We start from the raw sequence: 23422 nt of genomic DNA on the forward strand, positions 1-23422 counted from the left end.
ATGTTTATCATTATATTTTACACACTTTAAGTTCGCTCACTTCAAATGCTTCTGTATGAAAATTTTCATTTTCCCATGTATAGACTAGGACCTTTTTTATTTTGCTCCTTTTTTTCGTAATTTGCAAGATAGAAAAATAACCGACCTTCTATAAGAAAGTCGGTTTCTTCTATATAAAGTGCATATTCATTGCTCCATCTTTTTTTGAAAAGAAGACATTCCCATTAATAAGAAGAAATGAGCAACAATTAAAATGACGATCAAAATAAAATTCAATCGATAACTATTTGTAGATTCCATAATTTTGCTCGCTACAGCTGGTCCAAATGCCATACCGAAAAAGTTAATTAAATTATATAAACCAAGACCGACTCCAACTTTAGCTGGATTTAATGTTTTCGGGATAAATGTGTTTAATGATACTTGAATTGCCGAATAACTCATAAATGTTAAAATAACCGCAAATAAAATAAAGAGTAAGTTCCCGTCCGGAATAATCCCTAAAATTAAAAAGCCAATGATCATAACTACAGAAGCTACATACATCATCTTCACATTCCCAAACGAAGGAATAATCTTTCCGGTAATAAAACTAGATACAATACCAAAGAGAGATGCAATAAACAATACAATTCCAATAACGAATGGAGACAATCCATGTCCTCTTCCTAACAGTAATGGTAATAATAATAAACTAGCACATAACGCCACATTAATGATAAATCCGACCGCTATTAAACGAAGTAATGGTTTATTTGTAAATAACTCAATATCAATAAACGGCGACTCCGTTCTCTTCATATGAGCCTTAAATAAAAATAGAAAAACAACAGATAACACAAAAAGCCAACTATTAATATTAACTCCTAATAAAATGGTCGTAATCAATACAAATAATAAAACTGCTCCAATGAAATCAAAGCGAAACACTTCATCTGTATGTCGCGCCTCTTCTGGCATAAATTTTACGAGTAAGAAAATACCAATCATTGAAATAACCATAAATAAAAATAAATACGGCCACCCTAACGTATTTGTAATTGCCCCACCTACTAAAGGTCCAATACCAACCGCTAATGCAATAGAAGAACTAATCATTGCTAACGCACCTGGTTTTTTAGCTGGAGCAACTAATTTCGCCACCGCAATCATACTAAGCGCAATAAACGCTGCTCCGCCGCTCGCCTGCACTAACCTTGCGAAAATGATAATTTCATAAGATTGATTCACAAATCCAACAATAGAACCAGCTACAAATATGATAATAGAAATAATTAATAGTCTTTTTACACTGTAACGATCAGCCAGCTTTCCATATATTATCGAACCAATACCGACAACTAAGGAATACCCTACTACAACCCAGCTTACTTTCGATTGACTAATTGATAAATCATTGGCAATATCCTCTAGCGCTACATTAAATAACACAGCGTTCATCGGTCCTAACAAAACAATAAAACATAATGTAAAAACAAACCATTTCGAATGGTTTCTTATATCTTTCCCCATGTGTAACACTCTCCTGATTGCAATTTTAAAACTGTCAAACTATAGATAAAAAAATGAAGTTATTTAAATGTTGTAACACCACTAAACAACTTCATTAAATGTGTAAAAGTTGCTAATTTATCGCGCGATAAAGTGAAACTTTAATCAGTGAGGTTTGTGTTCATCCCCCACTGATTATTAGCCCTCACCAATCGGGCTTTTACGGGCAGCCCAACCCCCACCTAACTTCTTTGCTTCCGCTGAATTTTGAGATGGGGTCTTACTGCCCGTTAATGCGGGGTAAATTGAATTCGAAACGAAACACGTATGTTGTTCGATATTCATGGAACTATCATAGTTTCAGCATTACAGTTTGTCAACGAAAAAATATACAAAGTAAACTAATTAAGCCTTTTTAGTTTATTTTGTCCAAAAGTTATTATACACTAATTTCGAAGCCGATATAAGGAGGACTGGCATGATTATTCAAATTTACATTTTTTAACTTAATAAAATGAAACGCATACAGAACTTTTATATAGAAGAGACATTATAGGAGGATTATGATGAAGAGAAAAATGTTAGTTGTATTAACAAGCGTAGAAAAATATCCAAATTTAAATAGGGCTACCGGACTTTGGCTTGGTGAAGCTGTACATTTCGTAAAAAAAGTAGAAGAAGCGGGTTACGAAGTTGATTACGTCAGTCCACAAGGCGGTTATACACCAATTGATCCACATAGTTTAGCAATGGCGGAGAGCATCGATTGGGAATGGTATCAAAAGAAAGAGTTTATGAATCGCCTCGGTTCTACAATGAAACCAAGTGAAGTGAATCCAGAAGACTACGCTGTTATTTATTACGCAGGTGGCCACGGGGTTATTTGGGACTTCCCAGAAAATAAAGAACTTCAAAATATTAGCCGCAATATTTATGAAAACGGCGGAATTGTTTCTTCCGTTTGTCATGGAGCTGCTGGTTTATTTCATATTACATTAAGCAATGGGGATCGTTTAATTAGCGGTAAGAAGGTAACAGGCTTTTCAAATGAAGAAGAAAAATTAGCTGAATTAGATCAATTCGTTCCATTTTTAACAGAAGATGAACTCATTAAAAATGGAGGACTTTACGAAAAAGCCGCGCAACCGTGGGAAGCTTATGCTCTAGAAGATAATCGTGTTATCACTGGTCAAAACCCAGCTTCAGGTGATCCAGTAGCCGAATTAGTATTAAAACAGTTGCAAAAATAATATGTACTAAAAAAGCAGATTCTCCTCTATTAAGGGAGATCTGCTTTTTTACGAAATCATTTGCAAAATAGCAATAACTTCTTTTTCAATTTCAGAATCATCAATTGCTTCTATATACTCTGGTTTAAAAAGTTGATACTTCTTTAATTGATAAAAATCAAGTATCGCTTTCTTTAACGTAATATCGTACTGAATACAAAAAGAATGATCTATAATACGTCTTAACATCACATCATCTTGTACCATAAATAATTGTGCATTCATTTTATTAAAATAACCTTGTTCCATACCCGCTTCAAAAAACATTTGCAAATTATGATTACGATTTTGTTGGGCAGCGACTAATTGATCCGACAAATGCGGATATGCTTCTTTCAAATCTTGCAAAAAAACATCCGAAATATATGTCACACATTTTAAAGAATGGATAAACGTCTTTTGGAAACGTTCTGTAAATGACATACTTTCATCTTGATTATCCGCATCACCTTCGAGTAGATAGTTCATGAAATCCTCTACTACCACCTCAATAATTTCATCTTTCGAAGAAAAACGTTTATATAAAGTAGCTTTACTAATATCCATATATTTCGCAATTTCATCTATTTTCAATTGGCTAAAACTTGTCTTTCTAATAATGGGCTTTATTTTATTAATATAAGTATTTGCACATGCGACTTTTCTCATTTAAAAGAGCCTCCCCTTTTGTCCATACAAAATAGTATAGCAAATTCACGAATGATTATAAATGAAGTTATTATACTCATTATGCCTTTTTAGTTTATTACATTTTCATATACTATACATAAAAAACTATAATCAATTATTACCAACTGGACGGTTACAAACCAATTTTGAGGCGGGAATTTTAGAATAAAGTGAAACTTTAATCAGTGGGAGTTTTGTTCATCCCCCACTGATTATTAGCCCTCACCAATCGCGGTCCTACTACCTGGAAAATAGAGGGATAAAAATACCCACTACCTTTGTTAGTAGCGGGTACTTTTTCTATAATTTATTTACAGCCCTTTTTATAGCCTTACCTATTTCCACGCTAGACTGTGGATTTTGTCCTGTAATTAAATGACCATCTACTACTACATGCGGCGTAAAATTGGGGGCTACATAAAACAAAGCTCCTTCTTCTTTCAACTTACTTTCTAGCAAAAACGGAACGCGCTTTTCTAAATGTACAGCTCTTTCTTCATCGTTTGTATAACCTGTTATACGCTTACCCGCAACAAAAAACGAGCCATCCTTATTTTTCACACCGACTAAAGAGCTTACTCCGTGACAAACAGCCGCTACAATCCGGTTATTGTTATACATATTCTCAATCAAATTTGCTACATATGGATTACCTGGAAAATCTACAATCGCCCCGTGCCCACCACCAAATAAAACCGCATCATAATCCGAAAAATGAACATTTGAAATCGGCCTCGTATTTTGCAATAAAGAAGCTACATGCTTGAATTCGCGAGGTATACCATTCGGAATAGACACTCTATCTATAGGTACTCTCCCGCCTTTTATTGACACAATATCAACATCAAACTTAGCCTTTTTTAATACATGATAAGGAGCTGCGAGCTCTTCAAGCCACAAACCAGTCGGGTGTCCATTCATATCATGAGCACTTGTTGAAACTAACAGTATCCTTTTCAACATATCCCCTCCTTATTACCTATTTATGTATGAAACGTTTTTATCATTCATATAGCAAGTGAAGCAAACAAAAAAATAGCCGACTTTTATATAAAAGTCGGCTGCTTTCTTATAATTCGAGCTCTCCCATACGAAGAAGCTCCACAACTGCTTGTGAACGTCCTTTAACCCCTAGCTTTTGCATTGCGTTTGAGATGTGGTTGCGAACTGTCTTTTCACTTATAAAAAGTTCACCTGCAATTTCCTTCGTTGTTTTATCTTGAACCAGCAATTCAAATACTTCTCTCTCTCTCTTTGTGAGTAAAGGTTTAGATTGATACGCTTTTTCCTTCAACTGGTATAACCCTCCTTGCTTAAGCCAGAGCTGTGTATGTGTAAGTTGGGTGTTTATTTAGTCAAGATATTGTATGAACGAAATGTGCAGGTGGTGAATGAAAATGGGCTTTATTTCCTATGTTATTTTAGACTTTTATACAGTGCGTACACTCTTTTTATCCACTTACTTTCCAACGCGCCATATTTGTTCTAGCAATATACTTACAACCGTACCTACGAATAAACCATTACCGAATATATATTGCATAACAGACGGCAAGGATTGGAGTGCTCCAGACGGTAAAAACATAACGCCGCTGCCAAATAATACTGCAACGCCTAAAATCGTCACATTCCTTTCACTCATCGGCACTTGTTTTATATTATTAAATCCAATTCCAATTAACTGTACGAACGAAGCCATTAAAACAGCCGATGCGACAGCTGATGGTAAAGATGCTAAGTAACGAATAATACTTGGAAAAAGAGACATTACGACTAGTAACGCACATGCCATTAAGAACGATCGTATATACTTTTGTTTTGTTAAACGTATAAATCCTGCCGTTGCTGGTAACGGAACGACACCTACAGTTGAAAATACAGAAGAGATGATATGCGAAATCCCTCCAACCCATGTTCCATCTTTCAACTGTTTTTGTTCAATAGTCGCTTTATGAATAGTTGCTTGATTAATTGCTATAATAGCTGCCACCGTATTCGAAACTAAAATACATACCATAACAAAACTTGATACAGCCATACCTGTATTCCATTTTGGAAGTCCCCAAGCAAATATATGTGGAAGTTGCACAAAATGAGTTACTTGAGATGGGATTGTCACTTTTCCTGCAATGAGAAAAATAACCCACCCACTAATTAATCCTATTAAAACTGCATAACTTTTGACAAAGCCTTTTCCAAAATTAGATAGTATAATAACGAACAGAAATATACTAAACGCGATCATTGCTGTAAATCCGTCGATTTGAGAAATAGTAGCTGTAATTCCTAACATTCCTTTTAAAAATACACCACTTAATTGTAAACATAATAAAAGTAAAAACGTCCCTGTCACAAGCGGCGTAAATAAAAATAAAATACGTCCTATAAAACCAGTTACTCCTAATCCTATTAGAATAACACCGGAGATTATCATTCCTAATTCTAAAATTTGCAGTGTACTATGTAATTGATCTTGTCCGGCCGTTGCATAAGCAAGTACGGTAAATACACCAACCCAAGATCCAGCCGGCCCATCCGCAATTGGCAGTCTATGCCCAAGCCATCCTTGTAAAAAAGAAGATATACCAACTACAAAAAACGTACGCTGCATTAAATAAAATATTTCTTCCGTCGTAAGATGAAATAATCCGCCAACGACAATTGGTAGTGCGATTGAATTTGCTAATAAAAATATAAACCATTGTAAAGTTCCCATAATATGATTTTGGTTATGTTGATTGTCCAATTTTTTCATCCCTTCTAGCTTTCCTATAAAAATATATTGTAAGAATAAAAAAGAAGAGTTCTATACTCACCATTAGAACCCTCCTCAAAATATTTAAACGATTCTTCTACACAAGATTATTTAATTCCACCTCATTTAAACTTCCAACAACAATATTTCCTTTATACACGACTAAACGTTTTTCTGTTTGACGTGCTACTGCTTCAGCAGCGCATGTCGCATTCGTCAAAACAAAGCTCGCTTCATCCCCTACATTCGGCCATACTCGTTTCCCTTCCTTATTTAACGTTTCTTTTCCTCCTGTAATAAAGCGGAGTGCTTTTCCTAAAGACCTTTCGTCACTCCACCCAAAACGCTCTGCTAATCGATTCGCCTTTTGAAGCATATCACCTGTTCCAAACGGTGACCAATGATCTGTAATGCTATCATTGCCTAATGAAACCTTAACACCTTTTTTATCTAATAACGGAATTGGGATTACTTGTTTACCAATTGGCACTGTTGAAGTAATATCAATATTTACATTTGCGAGTCTTTCTGCCACTTCTTCAGCCTCTTTATCAGTAACACCACCAAGTCCAAGTGCATGACCAATCGTTACACGGCCTTGCCATCCTGCTTCTTCTGTTAAACTTGCCAATCTCTTCATCGTAAACGTTCCAAGATTATTCGCATCGTGCAAATGAATATCAACATCCGCATTAAATTCGACTGCGATATCCATAATTGTATGTAATGACTTTTCAATGTCATTATCCACTGTAGCTGGATCTACTCCTCCGACTAGATGAGCACCCATACGCATCGCATCTTTCACGAGTTGCACAGAATTACTGCGCAATAATCCATGTTGCGGAAACGCAACAATTCTACTAGATACTCGATTTTTATATGTTTCTAATGCCGCTAACGTCGCCTCCAAATTACCAAGCCCAATAATTGGATCAACATTACAATGCGTTCTAATATTCGTTGCACCATTTTGCAGTAGTAACTCTAGCATATTTTCCGCTCTATTTTGGGCAGTCGCTAATTGCTTTGGTAAAATTTTTTCTTCTTCATTAAAACGTGTAAAAATACTTTCTGCTGGCATACAAGCTTTCCATGGGCCACTATAATATGTTTTATCAATGTGAATGTGCATCTCTTTGAAAGCTGGCAACATTAATAAGTTCTTAGCATCAAAAGTTACTATATCTTCCTCTTGAACAATCCCTTTTATAATTTTTTTAATTCGACCATCTTCAATAAGTAAACTGCATAATTCTGTTTCTGTTTGTGAAATTCTCTCTTCTTCATATGTATATCCTGATTCAAGCATTACGTTAGTCAACCAATATACTGTCATCTCTATTTCCCCACCCTTTATTAAAAATCACCTCATAACTACAAGTTTAATATCCACTGAAAATTAAGACAATTAATACGATCACTTCTCACAAAAAAATGTAATACAACCCCATAGTCTTCTCATAAATTTCCATATAGAATAAAAGTATGCAGTTTGATATAAAAAGGAGTTGATTGGAATATGTCAAAAAAGTTATGTAAATCCGAAACTGATAAAATGCTATTTGGTATATGTGGTGGTTTAGGAGAATATTTTGATATTAGCTCTACTCTTATTCGTATCATTTGGGTTATTGCTGTTTTATGTTTTGGGACAGGATTTTTAGTTTATTTCATTTGTTTATTACTTATGCCACGTTCGTACTAACGGCATTATTTCACATACTTAAGAAGAGCAAATCACCTATAGAATCCTATAGGTGATTTTTTCATGAAGAATATTTCATCGTTAAATGTAATACCGCCACTTCTTCTTCTTCATTTTTATAAATATGCTTCTTATTCGCTTCAAATTGAATGGAATCAAACTCATTTAATTCGTATACATCATTCTCCACTTGAATAGACACTTTCCCTTTCATTACCGTTACAAGCTCAATCGCACCTTCATGATGAGCTTCTGGCTCATATATACTATTTGATCGTAAACAAGCACGGTGCATTTCCATCCCTGTTTCTTTCGTATAACGGAACATCGTTTCTAAATGCCACGCTTGTCCTTCATCTACTGCAAATCCTTCTCCACAGCGTGCAACAGCTACAGGTTCTCCAACAACCATTAATCTGGATAAAGGAATTGATAACCCTTTCGTTATTTTCCAAATGACAGCTAGTGTCGGATTTGTTTCTCCTCTTTCGATCTTTCCTAATGTTAATTTACTAACTCCTGTTTTATGGGCTAATTCTTCTAAACTTAATTTCTGTTCATTTCGAATTTGTCTCAATAACTGTCCAACTTGTTGAATGACTTCTTTCGTTTGCATATCTTCATTTTCTTTCATATATAAAACCACCTCAAAGTATAAAATAGTTTACTTTTAATAATTAAAAGTATATCATACTATACATAATTATTTATTTTCGAAAGGAGTGCTATACTTCATGCGCGCAATTTTATTAGGTCTTTTATCATCGGCTTTTTTTCTGCAACCTTTATTATTAATAGAGCAATGAATGTATCTGGAACGAGCTGGGCTTGGACAGCTTCCTTCCGTTTTTTATTTGCTCTTCCTATTTTATTCCTTATCGTTTTATTTCGCAAAAACTTTAGGGAATTATGGGAAGAGTTAAAAAAACATCCATTGGCATGGATCGGATGGGGTTCTGTTGCCGGTATTGGTTTTTATTCTTTATTAAGTTTCGCAGCTGTCTTTTCTCCAGCTTGGCTCGTTGCTGGAACTTGGCAAGTTACGATTTTAGCTGGTTTACTACTATCACCACTATTTTTCGTGAAAATAGAAACAAAATCAGGTACGAAACTTGTACGCGGAAAAATTCCACTTCGTAGCTTATATGTTGCATTATTTATTTTACTTGGTGTAATTTGTATGCAAGCAACTGCCGCAGGCCATATTACAATGACTCAGTTCATTTCAGGTTTTTTACCTGTCGTATTAGCCGCTTTCTTATATCCGTTCGGTAACCGAAAAATGATGGAGCTTGTTGGTGGACGCCTTGATACGTTCCAACGTGTATTAGGAATGGCAATTGGAAGTCTTCCTATAACAATCTTGCTTGGTATATACGGATTTTCTACTACTGGCATTCCAACATCCAACCAAATGCTTCAAGGATTTTTGTTAGCGTTATGTTCCGGCGTTATTGCAACGATGACATTTTTCTTTGCTACTGACTTAGCAAAAGATAACCTCGCTCTACTTGGAGCTGTTGAAGCAACACAAGCTGGAACGATGGTCTTTACCGTACTTGGAGAAATCATTTTCTTAAATGGTTCACTCCCTGAAGGACTTTCTCTCATCGGAATGATTATTATCATGTTAGGAATGGTTGCAAATAGTATTTTAAACCGTTCTGTTCCAGTCGTTAAACAGAAAAAATCGGCATAAAAAAAGGGTATGGTTCTATAGAGATGAACCATACTCTTTTTTATTGTCCCCCTATTTCGCCTTATCAGAATAGTATTTCATTGGCTGTTTATACTAAAACTTATGTTATAATACGTTTCATGCGCATTAATAGGAGGTAAATTATGTTAAAAAAAGCAATCGCTGAATTTATTGGTACATTTGTACTTGTATTATTCGGAACTGGAGTAGCTGTCACTGGCGGCGGAATTGAAGGAATTGGAACATTAGGAATCGCTATGGCTTTCGGTCTATCTATTGTAGCTATGGCATATAGCATCGGAACAATTTCTGGATGTCACATTAACCCAGCAGTATCAGTAGCTATGTTCATCAACAAACGAATGAACGCTATGGAACTTTGTTATTATGTATTAGCTCAAATTTTAGGTGGTTTATTAGGAACTGCAACGTTAGTAACAATTTTAAAATCTGCTAAAACACCTTTAGATAATTTAGGACAAAATGGTTTCGGAACTCTTGGTTTATCTGGAGCATTTTTAGTTGAGTTCATTTTAACTTTCGTATTTATTTTAGTTATCGTTGCTGTAACAGGTAAAAAAGGAAGTTCTTCTTTAGCTGGACTAGTAATTGGTTTCACATTAGTTTTAATTCACTTATTAGGAATTCCGTTAACTGGAACATCTGTTAACCCAGCTCGTAGTATCGCACCAGCTTTATTTGTTGGTGGAGAAGCACTTTCTCAACTATGGGTATTCATCGTAGCACCAATTCTTGGTGGTATCTTCGCAGCTATCGTAGGTAAATTCATTTTAAATACTGAAAAATAGAATTTTCAATATTTCTGAATAAAAAAATGCGAGCCCTCATTATGAGGAAGCTCGCTTTTTTTATTCTTTCATTTTAGACTTTAAATTTGTAACTAATTGATCTACCGTTACATTTGCAAGTACGTTTTCCATCGCTTCTTGCGCTTGCATTAAAATAATTTCTAATACTGATTGAATATTAGCTCCTACTGGACATTCAATGTTGGGATTTTCATGGAAGGAAAATAGTTGTCCTTCTTCTACAACTTCCACTGCTTTATATACATCAAGTAATGTAATTTCTTCTAAATCTCGAGCAAGTGTCGTACCACCTTTACCAGCTTGTACATCAACAAGCCCTGCTCTCTTCAACATTCCTGTAATGCGACGAATCACAACTGGATTTGTATTCACACTACCGGCAATCCATTCAGAGGTACAGCGAGAGTTTCGATCTATCGCAAGTAATGTCAGCATATGAACACCTACTGTAAAACGACTACTAATCCCCATCTGCACACCCTCCTTTTTATTCATTCTATTAAAAGACGACTCTTATTATTATATACTATTTTTAATTTATACATAAAGAAAAAGCATGATTTCAATAGGAAATCATGCTTTTCTCTCATTATTGACGCTTTATAAATTTCGCTAAATCTTTAAATTTCACTTTATCTGAGTAATTCATTACGCCGTTTACGTAAATGCGGCTTGTAACAGCATTTAATACCGCAATTGTCGCCAATAAGACTGCTAATGTTATCGTAATTTCTAGCATACCTGCTTCACCAGCTACAATACGTGAGAAGGTAACCATCGGTGTAAAAAATGGAACGTAAGAACTTACAACAACGATAGTACTATTCGGATCACTTAATGATTTAATACTAATAAAGAATGCAGCCATAATTAAAATCATTACCGGGAAAGATACAGCTTGTAAATCCTCCGTCTTAGACACGACAGCTCCAGCAGCAGCATACATCATCGCATAAAGTAAATATCCCGTAATGAAATAAACAAGAAACATGCTGATAACCTTTGCATCTAATTTCGTAAAGTCAATTGGAATACCAAATAGTGAGGCACTTTCTAAATCGACCCAGCCTAACAAATATGGAATAAGATAACCACACGCCAATATGACAAGTTGCAATAACGCCGTTGAAACAACCGCTAAAATTTTCGCATACATCATCGTAAGAGGCTTCACTTTCGGAAGCATTACTTCCATTACACGTGACGCCTTTTCAGATGCAATATTCATTGCGATTGTATTTCCGAACGCTACAATAAACATATATAAAGCAAATGTAAAGAAATAGGCAATTCCGAAAGAAGATGTACGATCTTTTATCGCTTCTTGCTTTACTTGAATTTCTGTTTGTAATTGCTGTGCAATTTCTGGTGAAACATTATTTTTGGCAATCGTCACCATCGTATATTGTTGCTTTAAATATCCTGCCATAATTGCAGAAGTTGCTTGGCTTGGAAATCCATTATACATATATGTAATCGATGGAGCCCCACCCTTTTCCGTCACATGGAATAGACCATCTAAATCGCCTTCTTCTACTTGCTTATGCAGTTTATCAAAATCATCCTTTGAACCAATTGTTATTTTTGCTGATGGCAATAGCTTATTTAGCTCATCTTTTTGTACTTTATATGTGGAACTCTCTACTACAACTGCAATTTTATCTTTATCCTTATTTTTATCATCGCCTGAAGTAAAATGATTAAATGCAAAAATCCCAAACACAACTAAAAATAAAATCGCACTCGTAATTAATGATTTCTTAGATAAAAACGCTTCCCTAAAATAAAATGAAAATACGTGAGAAAATTTACGCATCGTTATTTCGCCCTCTCTACAAAGATTTCGTTTAACGTCGGCTCTAACATTTTGAATTGTCGTAAGCTAACACCTTGCTCTTGCAACTGTTGCAAAATCTTGAGAGCTTCCGCATCGTCTTGTACTTTCACATAAAGAAGGCCTTGTTGTTTTTCATACGATACATGTATAGCTTCTAATCCCTTTTCATTCTCTACTGTATCTTCAATCGTTAAATTACGGAAACCGTATTCTTTCTTAATATCACTTAGCTGTCCTTTTACGACTGCTTCACCTTTTTTCAAAATACATACATGTTGGCAAAAAGCCTCTACTTGTTCCATACGATGACTTGATAAAATAATCGTCTTTCCGCTCTGCACTTGTTCTTCAATAATACTAGCTAGCATCCCAGCATTAACTGGATCAAGGCCGCTGAATGGTTCATCTAAAATGAGAAGTTCCGGATTATGAAGAAGAGCAGCAATTAATTGTATTTTTTGCTGATTCCCTTTTGAAAGCTCTCCAGCCGTTTTAAATTTATATTCTGGTATCGCTAAACGCTCTAACCAGTGATCAATAGCGTGATCCACTTCTTTCTTCGACATTCCTTCTAATCTACCAAAATATCGCAGCTGATCTATTACTCTACTTTTTGTATATAAACCTCTTTCTTCTGGTAAATACCCAATTGTTACACCACTATTTCCAAATGCTTTTCCATCCCATGTAATCGAACCTTCATTAGGCGTTAATAATCCGAGAAGCATTTTGATTGTTGTTGTTTTCCCTGCACCATTTCGTCCAAGTAACCCTAGTACTTCACCTTTTGGTAACGAAATTTGCAAACCGTTAACTGCTTTTGATTCCCCAAATTGTTTCGTTAAGTTTTGAATTTGTAAACTCAAGTATAAAGCCTCCCCTTTAGTATCATTCGTACTCTCTTTCAAAGACTATGTTTATTCAAGACAAAATATAGCACCACGCTTCATCCTCTTATATGTAAACATCGTCATGAATCCATCATTTGTTCTATTTAGTTAAAATTGTAAATAACAAAGTTCTTTTTGTCAATTATAATTGTCATTACGACAATAAAACTTGTCAAAACAACTATTATTATTTTGCTCATCTTTCTAATATAGGACATACTACTATATATACAAAAGACAATATGCAAATGTTCATATAAAAATATTATATTTTAATATATAATATAAAATGATTTTCTAACATCAAGGAGGATACATATGAAGATGAAGAGGGGCATTACCACTTTATTATCTGTAGCGGTTCTATCTACATCACTTGTAGCATGTTCAGGAACACCAGAGAAAACAGTGGCGAAAGAAGAGAAAGTAAAATTAACAGAACAACAATTAATGGCTGATTTATGGTATCAAACAGCCGGTGAAACGAAAGCACTTTACTACCAAGGGTACAACATTGGTCAATTAAAGCTTGATGCAATTCTTGCAAAAGGGACAGAGAAAAAACCTGCTATCGTGCTTGATTTAGACGAAACTGTTTTAGATAACAGTCCTCATCAGGCAATGAGCGTAAAAACAGGCAAAGGCTATCCTTACAAATGGGATGATTGGATTAACAAAGCTGAAGCTGAAGCCCTTCCAGGCGCAATTGATTTCTTAAAATATACAGAGTCTAAAGGTGTAGATATTTACTACATCTCAAATCGTAAAACGAATCAACTAGATGCAACAATTAAAAATCTTGAGCGTGTAGGTGCTCCTCAAGCAACGAAAGAACATATATTACTACAAGATCCGAAAGAAAAAGGAAAAGAAAAACGCCGTGAACTCGTTTCTCAAACCCATGATATTGTCTTATTCTTCGGTGATAACTTATCTGATTTCACAGGTTTTGATGGAAAATCTGTAAAAGATCGTAACCAAACAGTAGCAGATTCAAAAGCACAATTTGGTGAGAAATTCATTATTTTCCCGAATCCAATGTATGGCGATTGGGAAGGCGCTTTATATGATTATGATTTCAAAAAATCAGATGCAGAAAAAGATAAAATCCGTCGCGACAACTTAAAATCATTTGATGTAAAATAAAAGAGGATGGCATTCGCCATCCTCTTTTATTTTACTTTCTCTGTTAAAGGCAAGATAAATACTTCCACACGTCTATTCTTTGCCTTTCCTTCTTGTGTATCGTTTGGAGCAATTGAACGGTATTCTCCGTATCCAATCGCACTAAATTTTTCTGGTTGTAATTCTTTATTTTGCAGTAATACTTGCATAAAATTAACTGCCCGCTGCGTACTTAATTCCCAATTCGACGCAAACTGCGCATTGGCAATAGGGACATTATCCGTATGACCCGATACTGTAATTTCACGAGGTGACGCTGAAACAAGTAAGCTAGACATCTCTTTTGCAATCCCTAAAGATTCTAATTTCACATCTGCTTTCCCCGAATCAAACAGTATATTTTCTAATATTGTCACCATTAATCCCTTTTCAGTTAATTTAGTTTGAAAAGAAGAAGATAATTGTTTTTCATTAATATATTGATCAATCTTTTTTTGTAATGCTTTCAATTCATCCATCTCTTTTTTTTCTTTAGCTCTAGCTTCTTCTTGTTTTTTTGCTTGTTCTGCCTCAAGGCTACTTGCTGATAATTCTTTTTCATCATTTGGCTTTTGATCACTTAAAAATTCTTTGTTACCTGTTCCCCCAGCTAATTCACTTCGAAAAGCAACTGCCATCTGTTTAAACTTCGCAGCATCTATACTACTCATTGCGAATAAAACGATAAACAATGCAAATAACAACGTTAACATATCAGAGTATGGGATTAACCACGTTTCATCGATATGCTCATCATGTTTTTTCTTTTTGCCTCTTCTATTTTTCTTACTCCGCATTTTTTTCTGCTCCTTTTTCTAGCTTTTTACGCTCAGTTGCAGAAAGTGCACCTAAAATGCGGTTCTTCATAATAAACGGATATGTACCTTCTTGTAACATTAATAAACAATCAATGATTAAACGTTTTTTCTCAATTTCAGCTGAAGATTTTTGCTTTAACTTATTTGCAAATGGATGCCATAATACGTAACCTGAAAAAATACCAAAAATCGTTGCAATAAACGCACCAGAAATAGCATGACCTAACTTTTCAATATCAGTTAAGTTACCAAGCGCAGCTACAAGACCGATAACAGCACCTAAAACTCCTAATGTCGGTGCATACGTACCAGCTTGTGAAAAAATAGCAGCTCCCTTTGCATGTCTTTCTTCAATTGCCTCTAATTCAGATTCCAAAATCTGCTCTAAATCTTCTGCGGATACGCCATCAATCACAAATTTCATACCGCGCAAAAGAAATTCATCTTGAATTTTGTCTAATTGTTGCTCTAAAGACAAAATACCGTATTTTCTACTTTCAGATGTCCAATGAACAAATAATTCTAGCAACTGTTCATAACTTAAATCCTTTTTATTTGAACCAAAAAGAACTTTAAATAGTTTTGGAACCCTTTTTAGTTGATTCATCGGAAATGCAATACATACTGCAGCAAATGTACCGATAAAAATAATTAATGCTGCGGCAGGATTTAATAAGGCTGTTATGTCAGCGCCCTTGACGACCATCCCTACTACCACTGCTACAAATCCTAAAATAAGTCCAATAATTGTTGCAAAATCCATTCCCATTCACTCCTAGTCTATACAAGAAGTTCTTTATTCTCGATAATCGCTACATCTTCTTATGTATATATATTACATAAAAAATGCAAATCATGAAAGATAAGAAATGAATTATATAAAAAAATACTACAAATTCACACATTTTCTGACATTTTCTTTGCATTTCTATTACGTTATGACTCTTATATTCCTTTTCCAACAAACTAGATTTATAATAAAAAAACAATACACATTTTATGAAGAAGGGACTGTGATTACAAGGCATCATGAAAAAGATAATAATTATTTCTGCCACTACTATTGTAATCGGGATCACATCTTTCGCTTACTTTGGTTCTAAAACACCACTACATAATGAAGCAAAAGCTGTCGAAAGTCAAAAGCATAATAACCATAAAAAAGAAGAGATTCCTGCTTTTCCAAAAGCTGATCATAATGCAAAGAAAATAGACAATGACTTTTCAGTTGTAACAAATCCAAAATCTAATCTTGTCTTAATTAATAAACATCGAAAACTACCAGATGGATACATTCCTGAAGACTTAACGAGACCAAATGTACCATTTATTAGTCCAAAAGATAAAGAAAAAACATTGCTGCGCAAAGATGCTGCCGAGGCACTTGAAAACATGTTCAAAGCTGCGAAAAAAGAAGGGCTTGATCTTACAGCTGTATCTGGTTATCGTTCATACAAACGCCAAAAATCGTTGCATGATACATACGTTAGACGTCAAGGAAAAGCCGAAGCTAATTCGGTAAGCGCAATTCCTGGTACAAGTGAACACCAAACGGGTTTAGCAATGGATATTAGTTCAAAATCAGCTAAATTTCAATTAGAGCCTATCTTCGGAGAGACAGCAGAAGGAAAATGGGTCGCGGAACATGCTCATGAATTCGGTTTTGTCATTCGTTACTTAGAAGATAAAACAGATACAACAGAATATGCCTATGAACCATGGCACTTACGCTACGTTGGTAATCCATACGCTACATACCTATATAAACATCACTTAACATTAGAAGAAGCGATGGAAGACAAAAAATAAGAGAGCAAATTGCTCTCTTATTTTTCTTTCACTCTATTATTGTAGTAATTTCTTCTTCCATTCTTCAGGCCATGGTTCGCCTCTTCCTGTTTTTTTCGAAGCTTGAACCATCATTCCACGACCTACTAAACAAACCTCTCCTGCTGCATTCTTCACCATATAATGTAAATCTAAAGAAGAATTCCCGACCGATCCTGCCTTTACATACACCTTCAGCTGTTCATCAAAATATATTTGCTTAATAAAATTACATTGTAAATCCGCAACAACGATCATCGTTTCTGATGATGCATGTGTCCACTCTTGCATAAATCCAAGTTCTTTAAACAACGCAATACGAGCTTCTTCAAAATAAGTAAAAGCAACGACATTATTTACATGTCCAAACATATCTACTTCACCAAAACGAACCTTTACAGGGTTGTAAAACGAAAAACCACTTTCCCATTGCTCAAAGTCTTCAATATAAGAAATCCTCTTCATTGTTATCTCTCCTTTTCACCTTGAAATAAACAGAATAAACAGAAAAATGCAGTTATAAATATTGCCTCTTCGATATGAAGAGGCAATATTTATTAATAGTTATTATCGCTACCAAAGAAATCTTTGAACGATTGAATTGTTGTATCACGGTTTAATGCCGCAATTGAAGTTGTTAAAGGAATACCCTTCGGACATGATTGCACACAGTTTTGAGAGTTACCACAGTTTGCTAGTCCTCCATCTCCCATAATTGCACGTAAGCGATCTGCTTTATGCATTTCACCCGTTGGATGTGAGTTGAATAAGCGAGCTTGTGATAACGGTGCTGGTCCAATAAAGTCAGACTTACTGTTTACGTTTGGACATGATTCTAAGCAAACACCACATGTCATACATTTTGAAAGCTCATAAGCCCATTGACGCTTTTTCTCAGGCATTCTTGGTCCTGGACCTAGGTCATACGTACCATCAATTGGAATCCACGCTTTAACGCGTTTTAGAGCATTAAACATGCGACTACGATCAACTTGTAAGTCACGTACAACCGGGAATGTCTTCATCGGTTTTAAGCGAATTGGTTGCTCTAATTGATCAATAAGTGCCGTACATGATTGACGTGGTTTTCCGTTAATCACCATCGAACATGCACCACATACTTCCTCTAAGCAGTTCATATCCCATGCAATCGGAGTTGTTTGGTTCCCTTTTGAATCAACAGGATTACGACGGATTTCCATAAGTGCTGAGATAATATTCATATTCGGACGATATGGAATTTCAAACTCTTGGTCAAACGCTTGCGCATCTGGCCCGTCTTGTCTCGTAATGATGAGGCGGATTGTTTTCTCAGACATGTTGTTTATCCCCCTTCTCTTCACCCTTAGCAGCTACATCGTGTTTTGAAGAATAATCACGTTTACGCGGTTTAATTAACGAAATATCAACGTCCTCGTAATGGAATGCTGGTGCATTTCCTTCTCCCTCAAATTTTGCCATCGTAGTTTTTAAGAAGTTTGCATCATCACGATTTGGGAATTCAGGTTTGTAATGCGCCCCACGGCTCTCATTACGGTTATATGCGCCAATTGTAATAACACGTGCTAACTCAAACATATTTGCAAGTTGGCGTGTAAATGAAGCACCTTGGTTACTCCATCTTGCTGTATCGTTAATGTTAATACGTTTGTAACGAGCCATTAATTCTTCAATTTTCGCATCTGTTTCTAATAATTTTTTATTTTCACGAACTACTGTAACGTTATCTGTCATCCATTCTCCAAGCTCTTTATGAAGAACATACGCATTTTCGTTACCATCCATCGTTAAAATATTGTTAAATTTCTCTGTTTCGATTAATTCATTTTGCTCATATACAGTAGATGAAACAGCATCAGATGATTTAGAAAGACCTTTCATATACTCAATTGCGTTTGGTCCTGCTACCATACCACCATAAATTGCTGATAATAGTGAGTTCGCACCAAGACGGTTACCACCGTGCATAGAATAATCACACTCACCTGCTGCAAATAAACCTGGAATATTTGTCATCTGTTTATAATCAACCCATAGTCCGCCCATTGAATAGTGAACAGCTGGGAAGATTTTCATCGGTAGTTTACGAGGATCATCCCCTGTAAATTTCTCATAGATTTCAATAATTCCACCTAGTTTAATATCTAGTTCTTTTGGATCTTTATGAGAAAGATCTAAGTACACCATGTTTTCACCGTTAATACCTAGTTTTTGCTCTACGCAAACATCAAAGATTTCACGCGTTGCGATGTCACGAGGTACAAGGTTTCCGTAAGCCGGATATTTTTCTTCTAAGAAGTACCATGGTTTACCATCTTTATATGTCCAAACACGTCCACCTTCACCACGTGCAGATTCACTCATAAGACGTAATTTATCGTCTCCAGGAATTGCCGTTGGGTGAATTTGAATGAACTCACCGTTTGCATAATATGCGCCTTGTTGATATACAGCAGAAGCTGCTGTACCTGTATTGATAATGGAGTTTGTTGATTTTCCGAAAATGATACCAGGGCCCCCTGTTGCCATAATCACGGCATCTGCTCCGAAACTTCTAATCTCCATAGTTTGTAAGTCTTGTGCAACGATTCCTCGGCACACACCTTCATCATCAACAACAGCTCGTAAGAAATCCCAACCTTCATATTTCGTTACAAGTCCTGCTACTTCGTGACGACGTACTTGCTCATCTAATGCGTAAAGTAATTGCTGTCCAGTTGTTGCACCAGCAAATGCTGTACGGTGATGTTGCGTTCCACCAAATCGACGGAAATCAAGAAGTCCTTCTTCCGTACGGTTGAACATAACACCCATACGGTCCATTAAATGAATGATACCAGGTGCTGCTTCACACATTGCTTTAACTGGTGGTTGGTTCGCTAAGAAGTCCCCACCATAAATTGTATCATCAAAGTGGATCCATGGAGAATCCCCTTCACCTTTCGTATTTACGGCACCGTTAATTCCGCCCTGAGCACATACAGAATGTGAACGTTTTACTGGTACTAAAGAAAACAGTTCAACATTTACTCCTGCTTCTGCCGCTTTAATCGTTGCCATTAAGCCAGCCAAGCCACCGCCGACTACTATAAGTTTCCCTTTCATGCTCTCCCACTCCTTACTGGTTTGCTAGCTGTGGATCGATGAACGCTAATAATGCACTCACACCTACATAAGATAAACCTAAGAAAATAGCTAATGTTACATAAGTAGAGATTCTTTGTGAACGTGGAGATACTGTAATTCCCCAGCTGATGCAGAATGTCCATAGTCCATTTGCAAAGTGGAAAATTGTTGAAACAACACCAACTAAGTAGAATGTAAACATAGCTGGATTGTTTAAAATATCTGCCATCATATCATAGTTTACCTCTTTACCTAACATTGCTTGAATACGAGTTTCCCAGACGTGCCAAGAAATGAAGATCAGCGTAACGATACCTGAAATTCTTTGGAAGACGAACATCCAGTTACGGAAATAACCGTAAGAAACCGCATTGTTCTTAGCTGTAAATGCAATATATAAGCCATATATAGCATGGTACAGTATCGGTAAAAAGATGATGAAAATTTCTAGCGCATACCGGAATGGAAGGAGCTCCATAAAGCCTGCAGCTTTGTTAAAAGCCTCTGCTCCTCGTGTTGCAAAGTTGTTTACAATTAAATGTTGCGTCAAAAAGACACCAACCGGGATGACCCCCATTAATGAGTGCCACTTACGAAACGTATACTCGCGGCCTTTCATGTCCCCATTACCCCCCTTGAATGTTTGACTGCTGTTTTCAGATTAGTTTATGACAATAATGTTTTTTCACTATTGGCATAAGAAAAACTGAAAAAATTATTCGAAATATTTCAGCATAATTTGATACCAAGTTCATTTTACTCCTATTTTTGTCGAAGCGTCAAGAAAACGTATACATAATTTGCATATAATTTGCCAATTCTTTTTTTCTTCTTATATATTCAGATTTTCCTAAAGAAAAATCTGTTTTTATAAATGTGAAATGTTATATAATAATCCCTATAGAAAGAGGGGAATATTGTGAGTAAAAATACAATCGATACAACATCTTTAGAAGATGTTTCATTGAACGCCTTCGCTTATGAATTGCTACGTGAAGAATTACTACCTGATTTAATCGGCAACGATTTAGATGGTATTTTATACTGGTCTGGTAGAAACCTTGCAAGAAAATATCCGCTAGAAACAATTGAAGAAATCATTCAGTTCTTTGAAAAGGCTGGCTGGGGCACTTTAAGCATTGTTGAACATAAGCGTCGTGAAATGCAGTTCCAACTTAAAGGCACACTCATCGCAGAACGTCAAAAACAAAAACGACATTCTTCTTATCAACTAGAAGCCGGATTCATCGCTGAACAAATCCAAAAGCAACGGAACGTCGTTGCAGAGTCATACGAAGAAAAGAAAAAACGTTCTGACTCTATTACATTTCTTGTAAAATGGGATATAAAAGATCTCATTGAAGTGTAAGCATTACCTACAGTCAACTAGACATATCAGTTTAGTTGACTTTTTTGTATTTTCATTCAGATGAGTTTATTTTAAATCTTCAGAAATTATACCAAAAAACAGAAGACGTTGTAAACTACAACGTCTTCTTATCTGTTAAATACGTATAAATCGTCTCCGCGACATTTTTCGGCATACCCGCTTCGACAAATTCCTCTATAGAAGCTTCTTTCATCTTCTTTAATGAACCAAAATGTTTTAACAATACCTTTTTCCGTTTATCACCGATTCCTGGAATATCATCCAATGCTGATTGAATGACAGATTTCCCATGTAATTGACGATGGAATGTAATCGCAAATCGATGCACCTCATCTTGAATACGCTGCAATAAATAAAATTCTTGGCTATTTCTCTCAAGCATCACAGGTTCCGGTGGATCCCCAATAATTAAATGGGAGGTTTTATGTTTATCATCTTTTACAAGACCTGCCATCGGAATATATAATCCGAGCTCATTCTCTAAAATATCACTTGCAGCCGCTAGATGGCCTTTTCCTCCATCAATAATAATCAAATCAGGTAAAGGTGAATTTTCTTTAAGTGCCCTTGTATAACGGCGCCTCACAACTTCTCTCATAGACTCATAATCATCTGGCCCTTGAACCGTTTTAATTTTATATTTTCGATACTCTTTCTTCGCCGGTTTCCCATCGATAAAAGCAATCATTGCAGAAACGGGATTTGTTCCTTGAATATTTGAGTTATCAAACGCTTCAATACGATACGGCGTTTCAATCCCAAGCTGCTTCCCTAAATGATCTACCGCTTTAATCGTTCGTTCTTCATCACGTTCAATTAAGTAAAACTTCTCTTCAAGAGCAATCTTCGCATTTTTATTTGCCAATTCTACAAGGTCTTTTTTCTTACCACGTTTCGGCTGCGTCGCTTCCACTTCTAAAAAGCGCTCTACTAATTCCGAGTCTATACTTCCTGGAACGACAATTTCCTTCGGCTTAAAATGACTACTGTTTTCATAAAATTGGCCGATAAACGTTAAAAAACCCTCTTCTGGTTCATCGTAAATTGGAAACATAGAAACATCACGTTCAATTAGCTTTCCTTTTCGAACGAAGAAAACTTGAACACACATCCATCCTTTATCCACTGCATACCCAAACACATCACGATCCACTAAGTCACTCATAATCATCTTTTGTTTTTCCATAATCGCATCAATATGAGCAATTTGATCACGCAACTCTTTTGCACGTTCAAACTCTAGTTTCTCTGAGGCCTCATACATTTTTATTTCTAGTTCTGAACGAACTTCTTTATGTCCACCGTTTAAAAACTTAATAATTTCATCTACAATTTCTTTATTTTGTTCTTCCGTCACTTCTTTCACACAAGGCGCTAAACATTGACCCATATGATAATACAAACAAACTTTATCTGGCATATTCGTGCATTTCCGAAGTGGATACATACGATCTAGCAGTTTTTTCGTTTCATGAGCAGATTGTGCATTTGGATAAGGACCAAAATATTTCCCTTTATCCTTTTTTACGTTTCGAGTAATGAGTAAGCGCGGTTGCTTCTCCGCCGTAATTTTAATAAAAGGATATGTTTTATCATCTTTTAATTGAATATTATATTTCGGATCATATTTTTTAATTAGATTTAACTCTAAAATAAGTGCTTCTAAATTCGAAGAGGTTACAATATATTCAAAATCAACAATTTCTCCTACAAGCCGCAGTGTTTTCCCATCATGTGAACCAGTAAAGTACGAGCGCACACGATTTTTAAGCACTTTTGCCTTTCCGACATATATAACCGTTCCTTGCTTATCTTTCATCAAATAACAACCAGGTTGATCTGGTAAAATAGCCAACTTCTCTTTCAAATGTTCGTGCACTCGTCTCCCTCCATTTCTACATACTTAGCATTTTTATTTTCCCTTGAAAA

Annotated in this window: 23 protein-coding genes and 1 pseudogene; 7 read left to right on the plus strand and 17 right to left on the minus strand. The window is 35.7% G+C overall.

The features are described 5' to 3' along the window. Positions 1-186 precede the first annotated feature (186 nt). Positions 187-1512: an MFS transporter gene (locus NST90_RS21230; protein ID WP_000513858.1), complete on the minus strand. Its 1326-nt coding sequence runs from the start codon at positions 1510-1512 to the stop codon at positions 187-189. 545 nt (positions 1513-2057) lie between these two features. On the opposite strand from NST90_RS21230, the gene NST90_RS21235 reads away from it, so the two are divergent. Continuing rightward, complete coding sequence (locus tag NST90_RS21235; RefSeq protein ID WP_046393011.1) at positions 2058-2741, plus strand: type 1 glutamine amidotransferase domain-containing protein; 684 nt, start codon at positions 2058-2060, stop codon at positions 2739-2741. Positions 2742-2789: 48 nt separating this feature from the next. On the opposite strand, the gene NST90_RS21240 is transcribed toward NST90_RS21235, so the two are convergent. From NST90_RS21240 to NST90_RS21260, 5 genes are all read right to left on the minus strand, one after another. Further along, on the minus strand, positions 2790-3428 hold the full coding sequence (locus NST90_RS21240; protein WP_001233008.1) for a TetR/AcrR family transcriptional regulator: 639 nt from the start codon (positions 3426-3428) through the stop codon (positions 2790-2792). 321 nt (positions 3429-3749) lie between these two features. Then, positions 3750-4412 carry a type 1 glutamine amidotransferase domain-containing protein gene (locus NST90_RS21245; RefSeq protein WP_000919610.1) on the minus strand — a complete coding sequence of 221 codons (663 nt, stop codon included), beginning with the start codon at positions 4410-4412 and terminating at the stop codon, positions 3750-3752. A gap of 106 nt (positions 4413-4518) precedes the next feature. Continuing rightward, positions 4519-4743 carry a spore germination transcription factor GerE gene (gene gerE / locus NST90_RS21250; protein ID WP_000659484.1) on the minus strand — a complete coding sequence of 75 codons (225 nt, stop codon included), beginning with the start codon at positions 4741-4743 and terminating at the stop codon, positions 4519-4521. A 165-nt stretch (positions 4744-4908) separates the two neighbouring features. Further along, entirely contained in the window at positions 4909-6204 is a 1296-nt protein-coding gene (locus NST90_RS21255; RefSeq protein ID WP_046393012.1) for a purine/pyrimidine permease, read from the minus strand. Between the two features lie 97 nt (positions 6205-6301). Continuing rightward, entirely contained in the window at positions 6302-7543 is a 1242-nt protein-coding gene (locus tag NST90_RS21260) for an amidohydrolase family protein (RefSeq protein ID WP_046393013.1), read from the minus strand. Between the two features lie 183 nt (positions 7544-7726). Here NST90_RS21260 and NST90_RS21265 point away from each other — a divergent pair, with 183 nt between their 5' ends. Beyond that, positions 7727-7912 carry a PspC domain-containing protein gene (locus NST90_RS21265; RefSeq protein WP_000038411.1) on the plus strand — a complete coding sequence of 62 codons (186 nt, stop codon included), beginning with the start codon at positions 7727-7729 and terminating at the stop codon, positions 7910-7912. 61 nt (positions 7913-7973) lie between these two features. On the opposite strand, the gene NST90_RS21270 is transcribed toward NST90_RS21265, so the two are convergent. Next, positions 7974-8546: an XRE family transcriptional regulator gene (locus NST90_RS21270; protein ID WP_000661924.1), complete on the minus strand. Its 573-nt coding sequence runs from the start codon at positions 8544-8546 to the stop codon at positions 7974-7976. Between the two features lie 100 nt (positions 8547-8646). On the opposite strand from NST90_RS21270, the pseudogene NST90_RS21275 reads away from it, so the two are divergent. Both NST90_RS21275 and NST90_RS21280 read left to right on the plus strand, forming a co-directional pair. After that, positions 8647-9611: pseudogene (locus tag NST90_RS21275) on the plus strand (multidrug resistance efflux transporter family protein). A 143-nt stretch (positions 9612-9754) separates the two neighbouring features. Further along, positions 9755-10420, plus strand: coding sequence for an aquaporin (locus NST90_RS21280; protein WP_000913213.1), 666 nt, complete (start codon positions 9755-9757; stop codon positions 10418-10420). A gap of 60 nt (positions 10421-10480) precedes the next feature. Here the strand turns inward: NST90_RS21280 and NST90_RS21285 are convergent, their stop codons facing one another. The 3 genes from NST90_RS21285 to NST90_RS21295 all read right to left on the minus strand — a co-directional run bounded on the left by NST90_RS21285 (position 10481) and on the right by NST90_RS21295 (position 13144). Next, positions 10481-10912, minus strand: a complete 432-nt coding sequence (locus tag NST90_RS21285; RefSeq protein ID WP_000512998.1) for an Rrf2 family transcriptional regulator — start codon at positions 10910-10912, stop codon at positions 10481-10483. A gap of 118 nt (positions 10913-11030) precedes the next feature. Continuing rightward, complete coding sequence (locus NST90_RS21290) at positions 11031-12257, minus strand: ABC transporter permease (protein ID WP_001224980.1); 1227 nt, start codon at positions 12255-12257, stop codon at positions 11031-11033. A 2-nt stretch (positions 12258-12259) separates the two neighbouring features. Continuing rightward, entirely contained in the window at positions 12260-13144 is an 885-nt protein-coding gene (locus tag NST90_RS21295) for an ATP-binding cassette domain-containing protein (protein ID WP_000058117.1), read from the minus strand. A 342-nt stretch (positions 13145-13486) separates the two neighbouring features. Between NST90_RS21295 and NST90_RS21300 the strand changes: the two genes are divergently transcribed. Beyond that, the gene (locus NST90_RS21300; RefSeq protein WP_000782767.1) at positions 13487-14314 is read left to right on the plus strand and encodes a 5'-nucleotidase, lipoprotein e(P4) family; all 828 of its coding nucleotides are present in this window, start codon (positions 13487-13489) and stop codon (positions 14312-14314) included. 26 nt (positions 14315-14340) lie between these two features. Here NST90_RS21300 and motB read toward each other — a convergent pair whose 3' ends face one another. Continuing rightward, positions 14341-15129: a flagellar motor protein MotB gene (motB, locus tag NST90_RS21305; protein ID WP_001256734.1), complete on the minus strand. Its 789-nt coding sequence runs from the start codon at positions 15127-15129 to the stop codon at positions 14341-14343. Then, positions 15119-15913: a flagellar motor stator protein MotA gene (gene motA, locus NST90_RS21310; RefSeq protein WP_000344853.1), complete on the minus strand. Its 795-nt coding sequence runs from the start codon at positions 15911-15913 to the stop codon at positions 15119-15121. The genes motB and motA overlap by 11 nt, the downstream gene beginning before the upstream one ends. A gap of 266 nt (positions 15914-16179) precedes the next feature. On the opposite strand from motA, the gene NST90_RS21315 reads away from it, so the two are divergent. Continuing rightward, positions 16180-16959 carry a M15 family metallopeptidase gene (locus tag NST90_RS21315; RefSeq protein WP_000720201.1) on the plus strand — a complete coding sequence of 260 codons (780 nt, stop codon included), beginning with the start codon at positions 16180-16182 and terminating at the stop codon, positions 16957-16959. 36 nt (positions 16960-16995) lie between these two features. On the opposite strand, the gene NST90_RS21320 is transcribed toward NST90_RS21315, so the two are convergent. The 4 genes from NST90_RS21320 to sdhC form a co-directional block, all read right to left on the minus strand. Continuing rightward, positions 16996-17442 (minus strand): thioesterase family protein, encoded by a 447-nt coding sequence (locus NST90_RS21320; RefSeq protein WP_000822734.1) that lies wholly within the window; start codon positions 17440-17442, stop codon positions 16996-16998. A gap of 92 nt (positions 17443-17534) precedes the next feature. Next, positions 17535-18296 (minus strand): succinate dehydrogenase iron-sulfur subunit, encoded by a 762-nt coding sequence (gene sdhB / locus NST90_RS21325; RefSeq protein WP_001291827.1) that lies wholly within the window; start codon positions 18294-18296, stop codon positions 17535-17537. Further along, the gene (gene sdhA / locus NST90_RS21330; protein WP_000676750.1) at positions 18289-20082 is read right to left on the minus strand and encodes a succinate dehydrogenase flavoprotein subunit; all 1794 of its coding nucleotides are present in this window, start codon (positions 20080-20082) and stop codon (positions 18289-18291) included. The genes sdhB and sdhA overlap by 8 nt, the downstream gene beginning before the upstream one ends. A gap of 13 nt (positions 20083-20095) precedes the next feature. Further along, on the minus strand, positions 20096-20722 hold the full coding sequence (gene sdhC, locus NST90_RS21335; RefSeq protein WP_000678355.1) for a succinate dehydrogenase cytochrome B558: 627 nt from the start codon (positions 20720-20722) through the stop codon (positions 20096-20098). Between the two features lie 300 nt (positions 20723-21022). On the opposite strand from sdhC, the gene NST90_RS21340 reads away from it, so the two are divergent. Next, the gene (locus NST90_RS21340) at positions 21023-21472 is read left to right on the plus strand and encodes a YslB family protein (RefSeq protein WP_000042221.1); all 450 of its coding nucleotides are present in this window, start codon (positions 21023-21025) and stop codon (positions 21470-21472) included. A gap of 115 nt (positions 21473-21587) precedes the next feature. Here NST90_RS21340 and uvrC read toward each other — a convergent pair whose 3' ends face one another. Beyond that, positions 21588-23372, minus strand: a complete 1785-nt coding sequence (uvrC, locus tag NST90_RS21345) for an excinuclease ABC subunit C (RefSeq protein WP_000544296.1) — start codon at positions 23370-23372, stop codon at positions 21588-21590. Between the last annotated feature and the right edge of the window lie 50 nt (positions 23373-23422).

Source organism: Bacillus sp. FSL E2-8900, assembly GCF_037966225.1.
GTDB classification, from domain to species: domain Bacteria; phylum Bacillota; class Bacilli; order Bacillales; family Bacillaceae_G; genus Bacillus_A; species Bacillus_A cereus.

Excerpts from the sequence above, each read along its gene's own strand:
- NST90_RS21230 (WP_000513858.1), bottom strand. The coding sequence starts at position 1,512 with ATGGGGAAAGATATAAGAAACCATTCGAAATGGTTTGTTTTTACATTA.
- NST90_RS21235 (WP_046393011.1), top strand. The coding sequence starts at position 2,058 with ATGAAGAGAAAAATGTTAGTTGTATTAACAAGCGTAGAAAAATATCCA.
- NST90_RS21240 (WP_001233008.1), bottom strand. The coding sequence starts at position 3,428 with ATGAGAAAAGTCGCATGTGCAAATACTTATATTAATAAAATAAAGCCC.
- NST90_RS21245 (WP_000919610.1), bottom strand. The coding sequence starts at position 4,412 with ATGTTGAAAAGGATACTGTTAGTTTCAACAAGTGCTCATGATATGAAT.
- NST90_RS21255 (WP_046393012.1), bottom strand. The coding sequence starts at position 6,204 with ATGAAAAAATTGGACAATCAACATAACCAAAATCATATTATGGGAACT.
- NST90_RS21260 (WP_046393013.1), bottom strand. The coding sequence starts at position 7,543 with ATGACAGTATATTGGTTGACTAACGTAATGCTTGAATCAGGATATACA.
- NST90_RS21265 (WP_000038411.1), top strand. The coding sequence starts at position 7,727 with ATGTCAAAAAAGTTATGTAAATCCGAAACTGATAAAATGCTATTTGGT.
- NST90_RS21270 (WP_000661924.1), bottom strand. The coding sequence starts at position 8,546 with ATGAAAGAAAATGAAGATATGCAAACGAAAGAAGTCATTCAACAAGTT.
- NST90_RS21280 (WP_000913213.1), top strand. The coding sequence starts at position 9,755 with ATGTTAAAAAAAGCAATCGCTGAATTTATTGGTACATTTGTACTTGTA.
- NST90_RS21285 (WP_000512998.1), bottom strand. The coding sequence starts at position 10,912 with ATGGGGATTAGTAGTCGTTTTACAGTAGGTGTTCATATGCTGACATTA.
- NST90_RS21290 (WP_001224980.1), bottom strand. The coding sequence starts at position 12,257 with ATGCGTAAATTTTCTCACGTATTTTCATTTTATTTTAGGGAAGCGTTT.
- NST90_RS21300 (WP_000782767.1), top strand. The coding sequence starts at position 13,487 with ATGAAGATGAAGAGGGGCATTACCACTTTATTATCTGTAGCGGTTCTA.
- motB (WP_001256734.1), bottom strand. The coding sequence starts at position 15,129 with ATGCGGAGTAAGAAAAATAGAAGAGGCAAAAAGAAAAAACATGATGAG.
- motA (WP_000344853.1), bottom strand. The coding sequence starts at position 15,913 with ATGGATTTTGCAACAATTATTGGACTTATTTTAGGATTTGTAGCAGTG.
- NST90_RS21315 (WP_000720201.1), top strand. The coding sequence starts at position 16,180 with ATGAAAAAGATAATAATTATTTCTGCCACTACTATTGTAATCGGGATC.
- NST90_RS21320 (WP_000822734.1), bottom strand. The coding sequence starts at position 17,442 with ATGAAGAGGATTTCTTATATTGAAGACTTTGAGCAATGGGAAAGTGGT.
- sdhB (WP_001291827.1), bottom strand. The coding sequence starts at position 18,296 with ATGTCTGAGAAAACAATCCGCCTCATCATTACGAGACAAGACGGGCCA.
- sdhA (WP_000676750.1), bottom strand. The coding sequence starts at position 20,082 with ATGAAAGGGAAACTTATAGTAGTCGGCGGTGGCTTGGCTGGCTTAATG.
- sdhC (WP_000678355.1), bottom strand. The coding sequence starts at position 20,722 with ATGAAAGGCCGCGAGTATACGTTTCGTAAGTGGCACTCATTAATGGGG.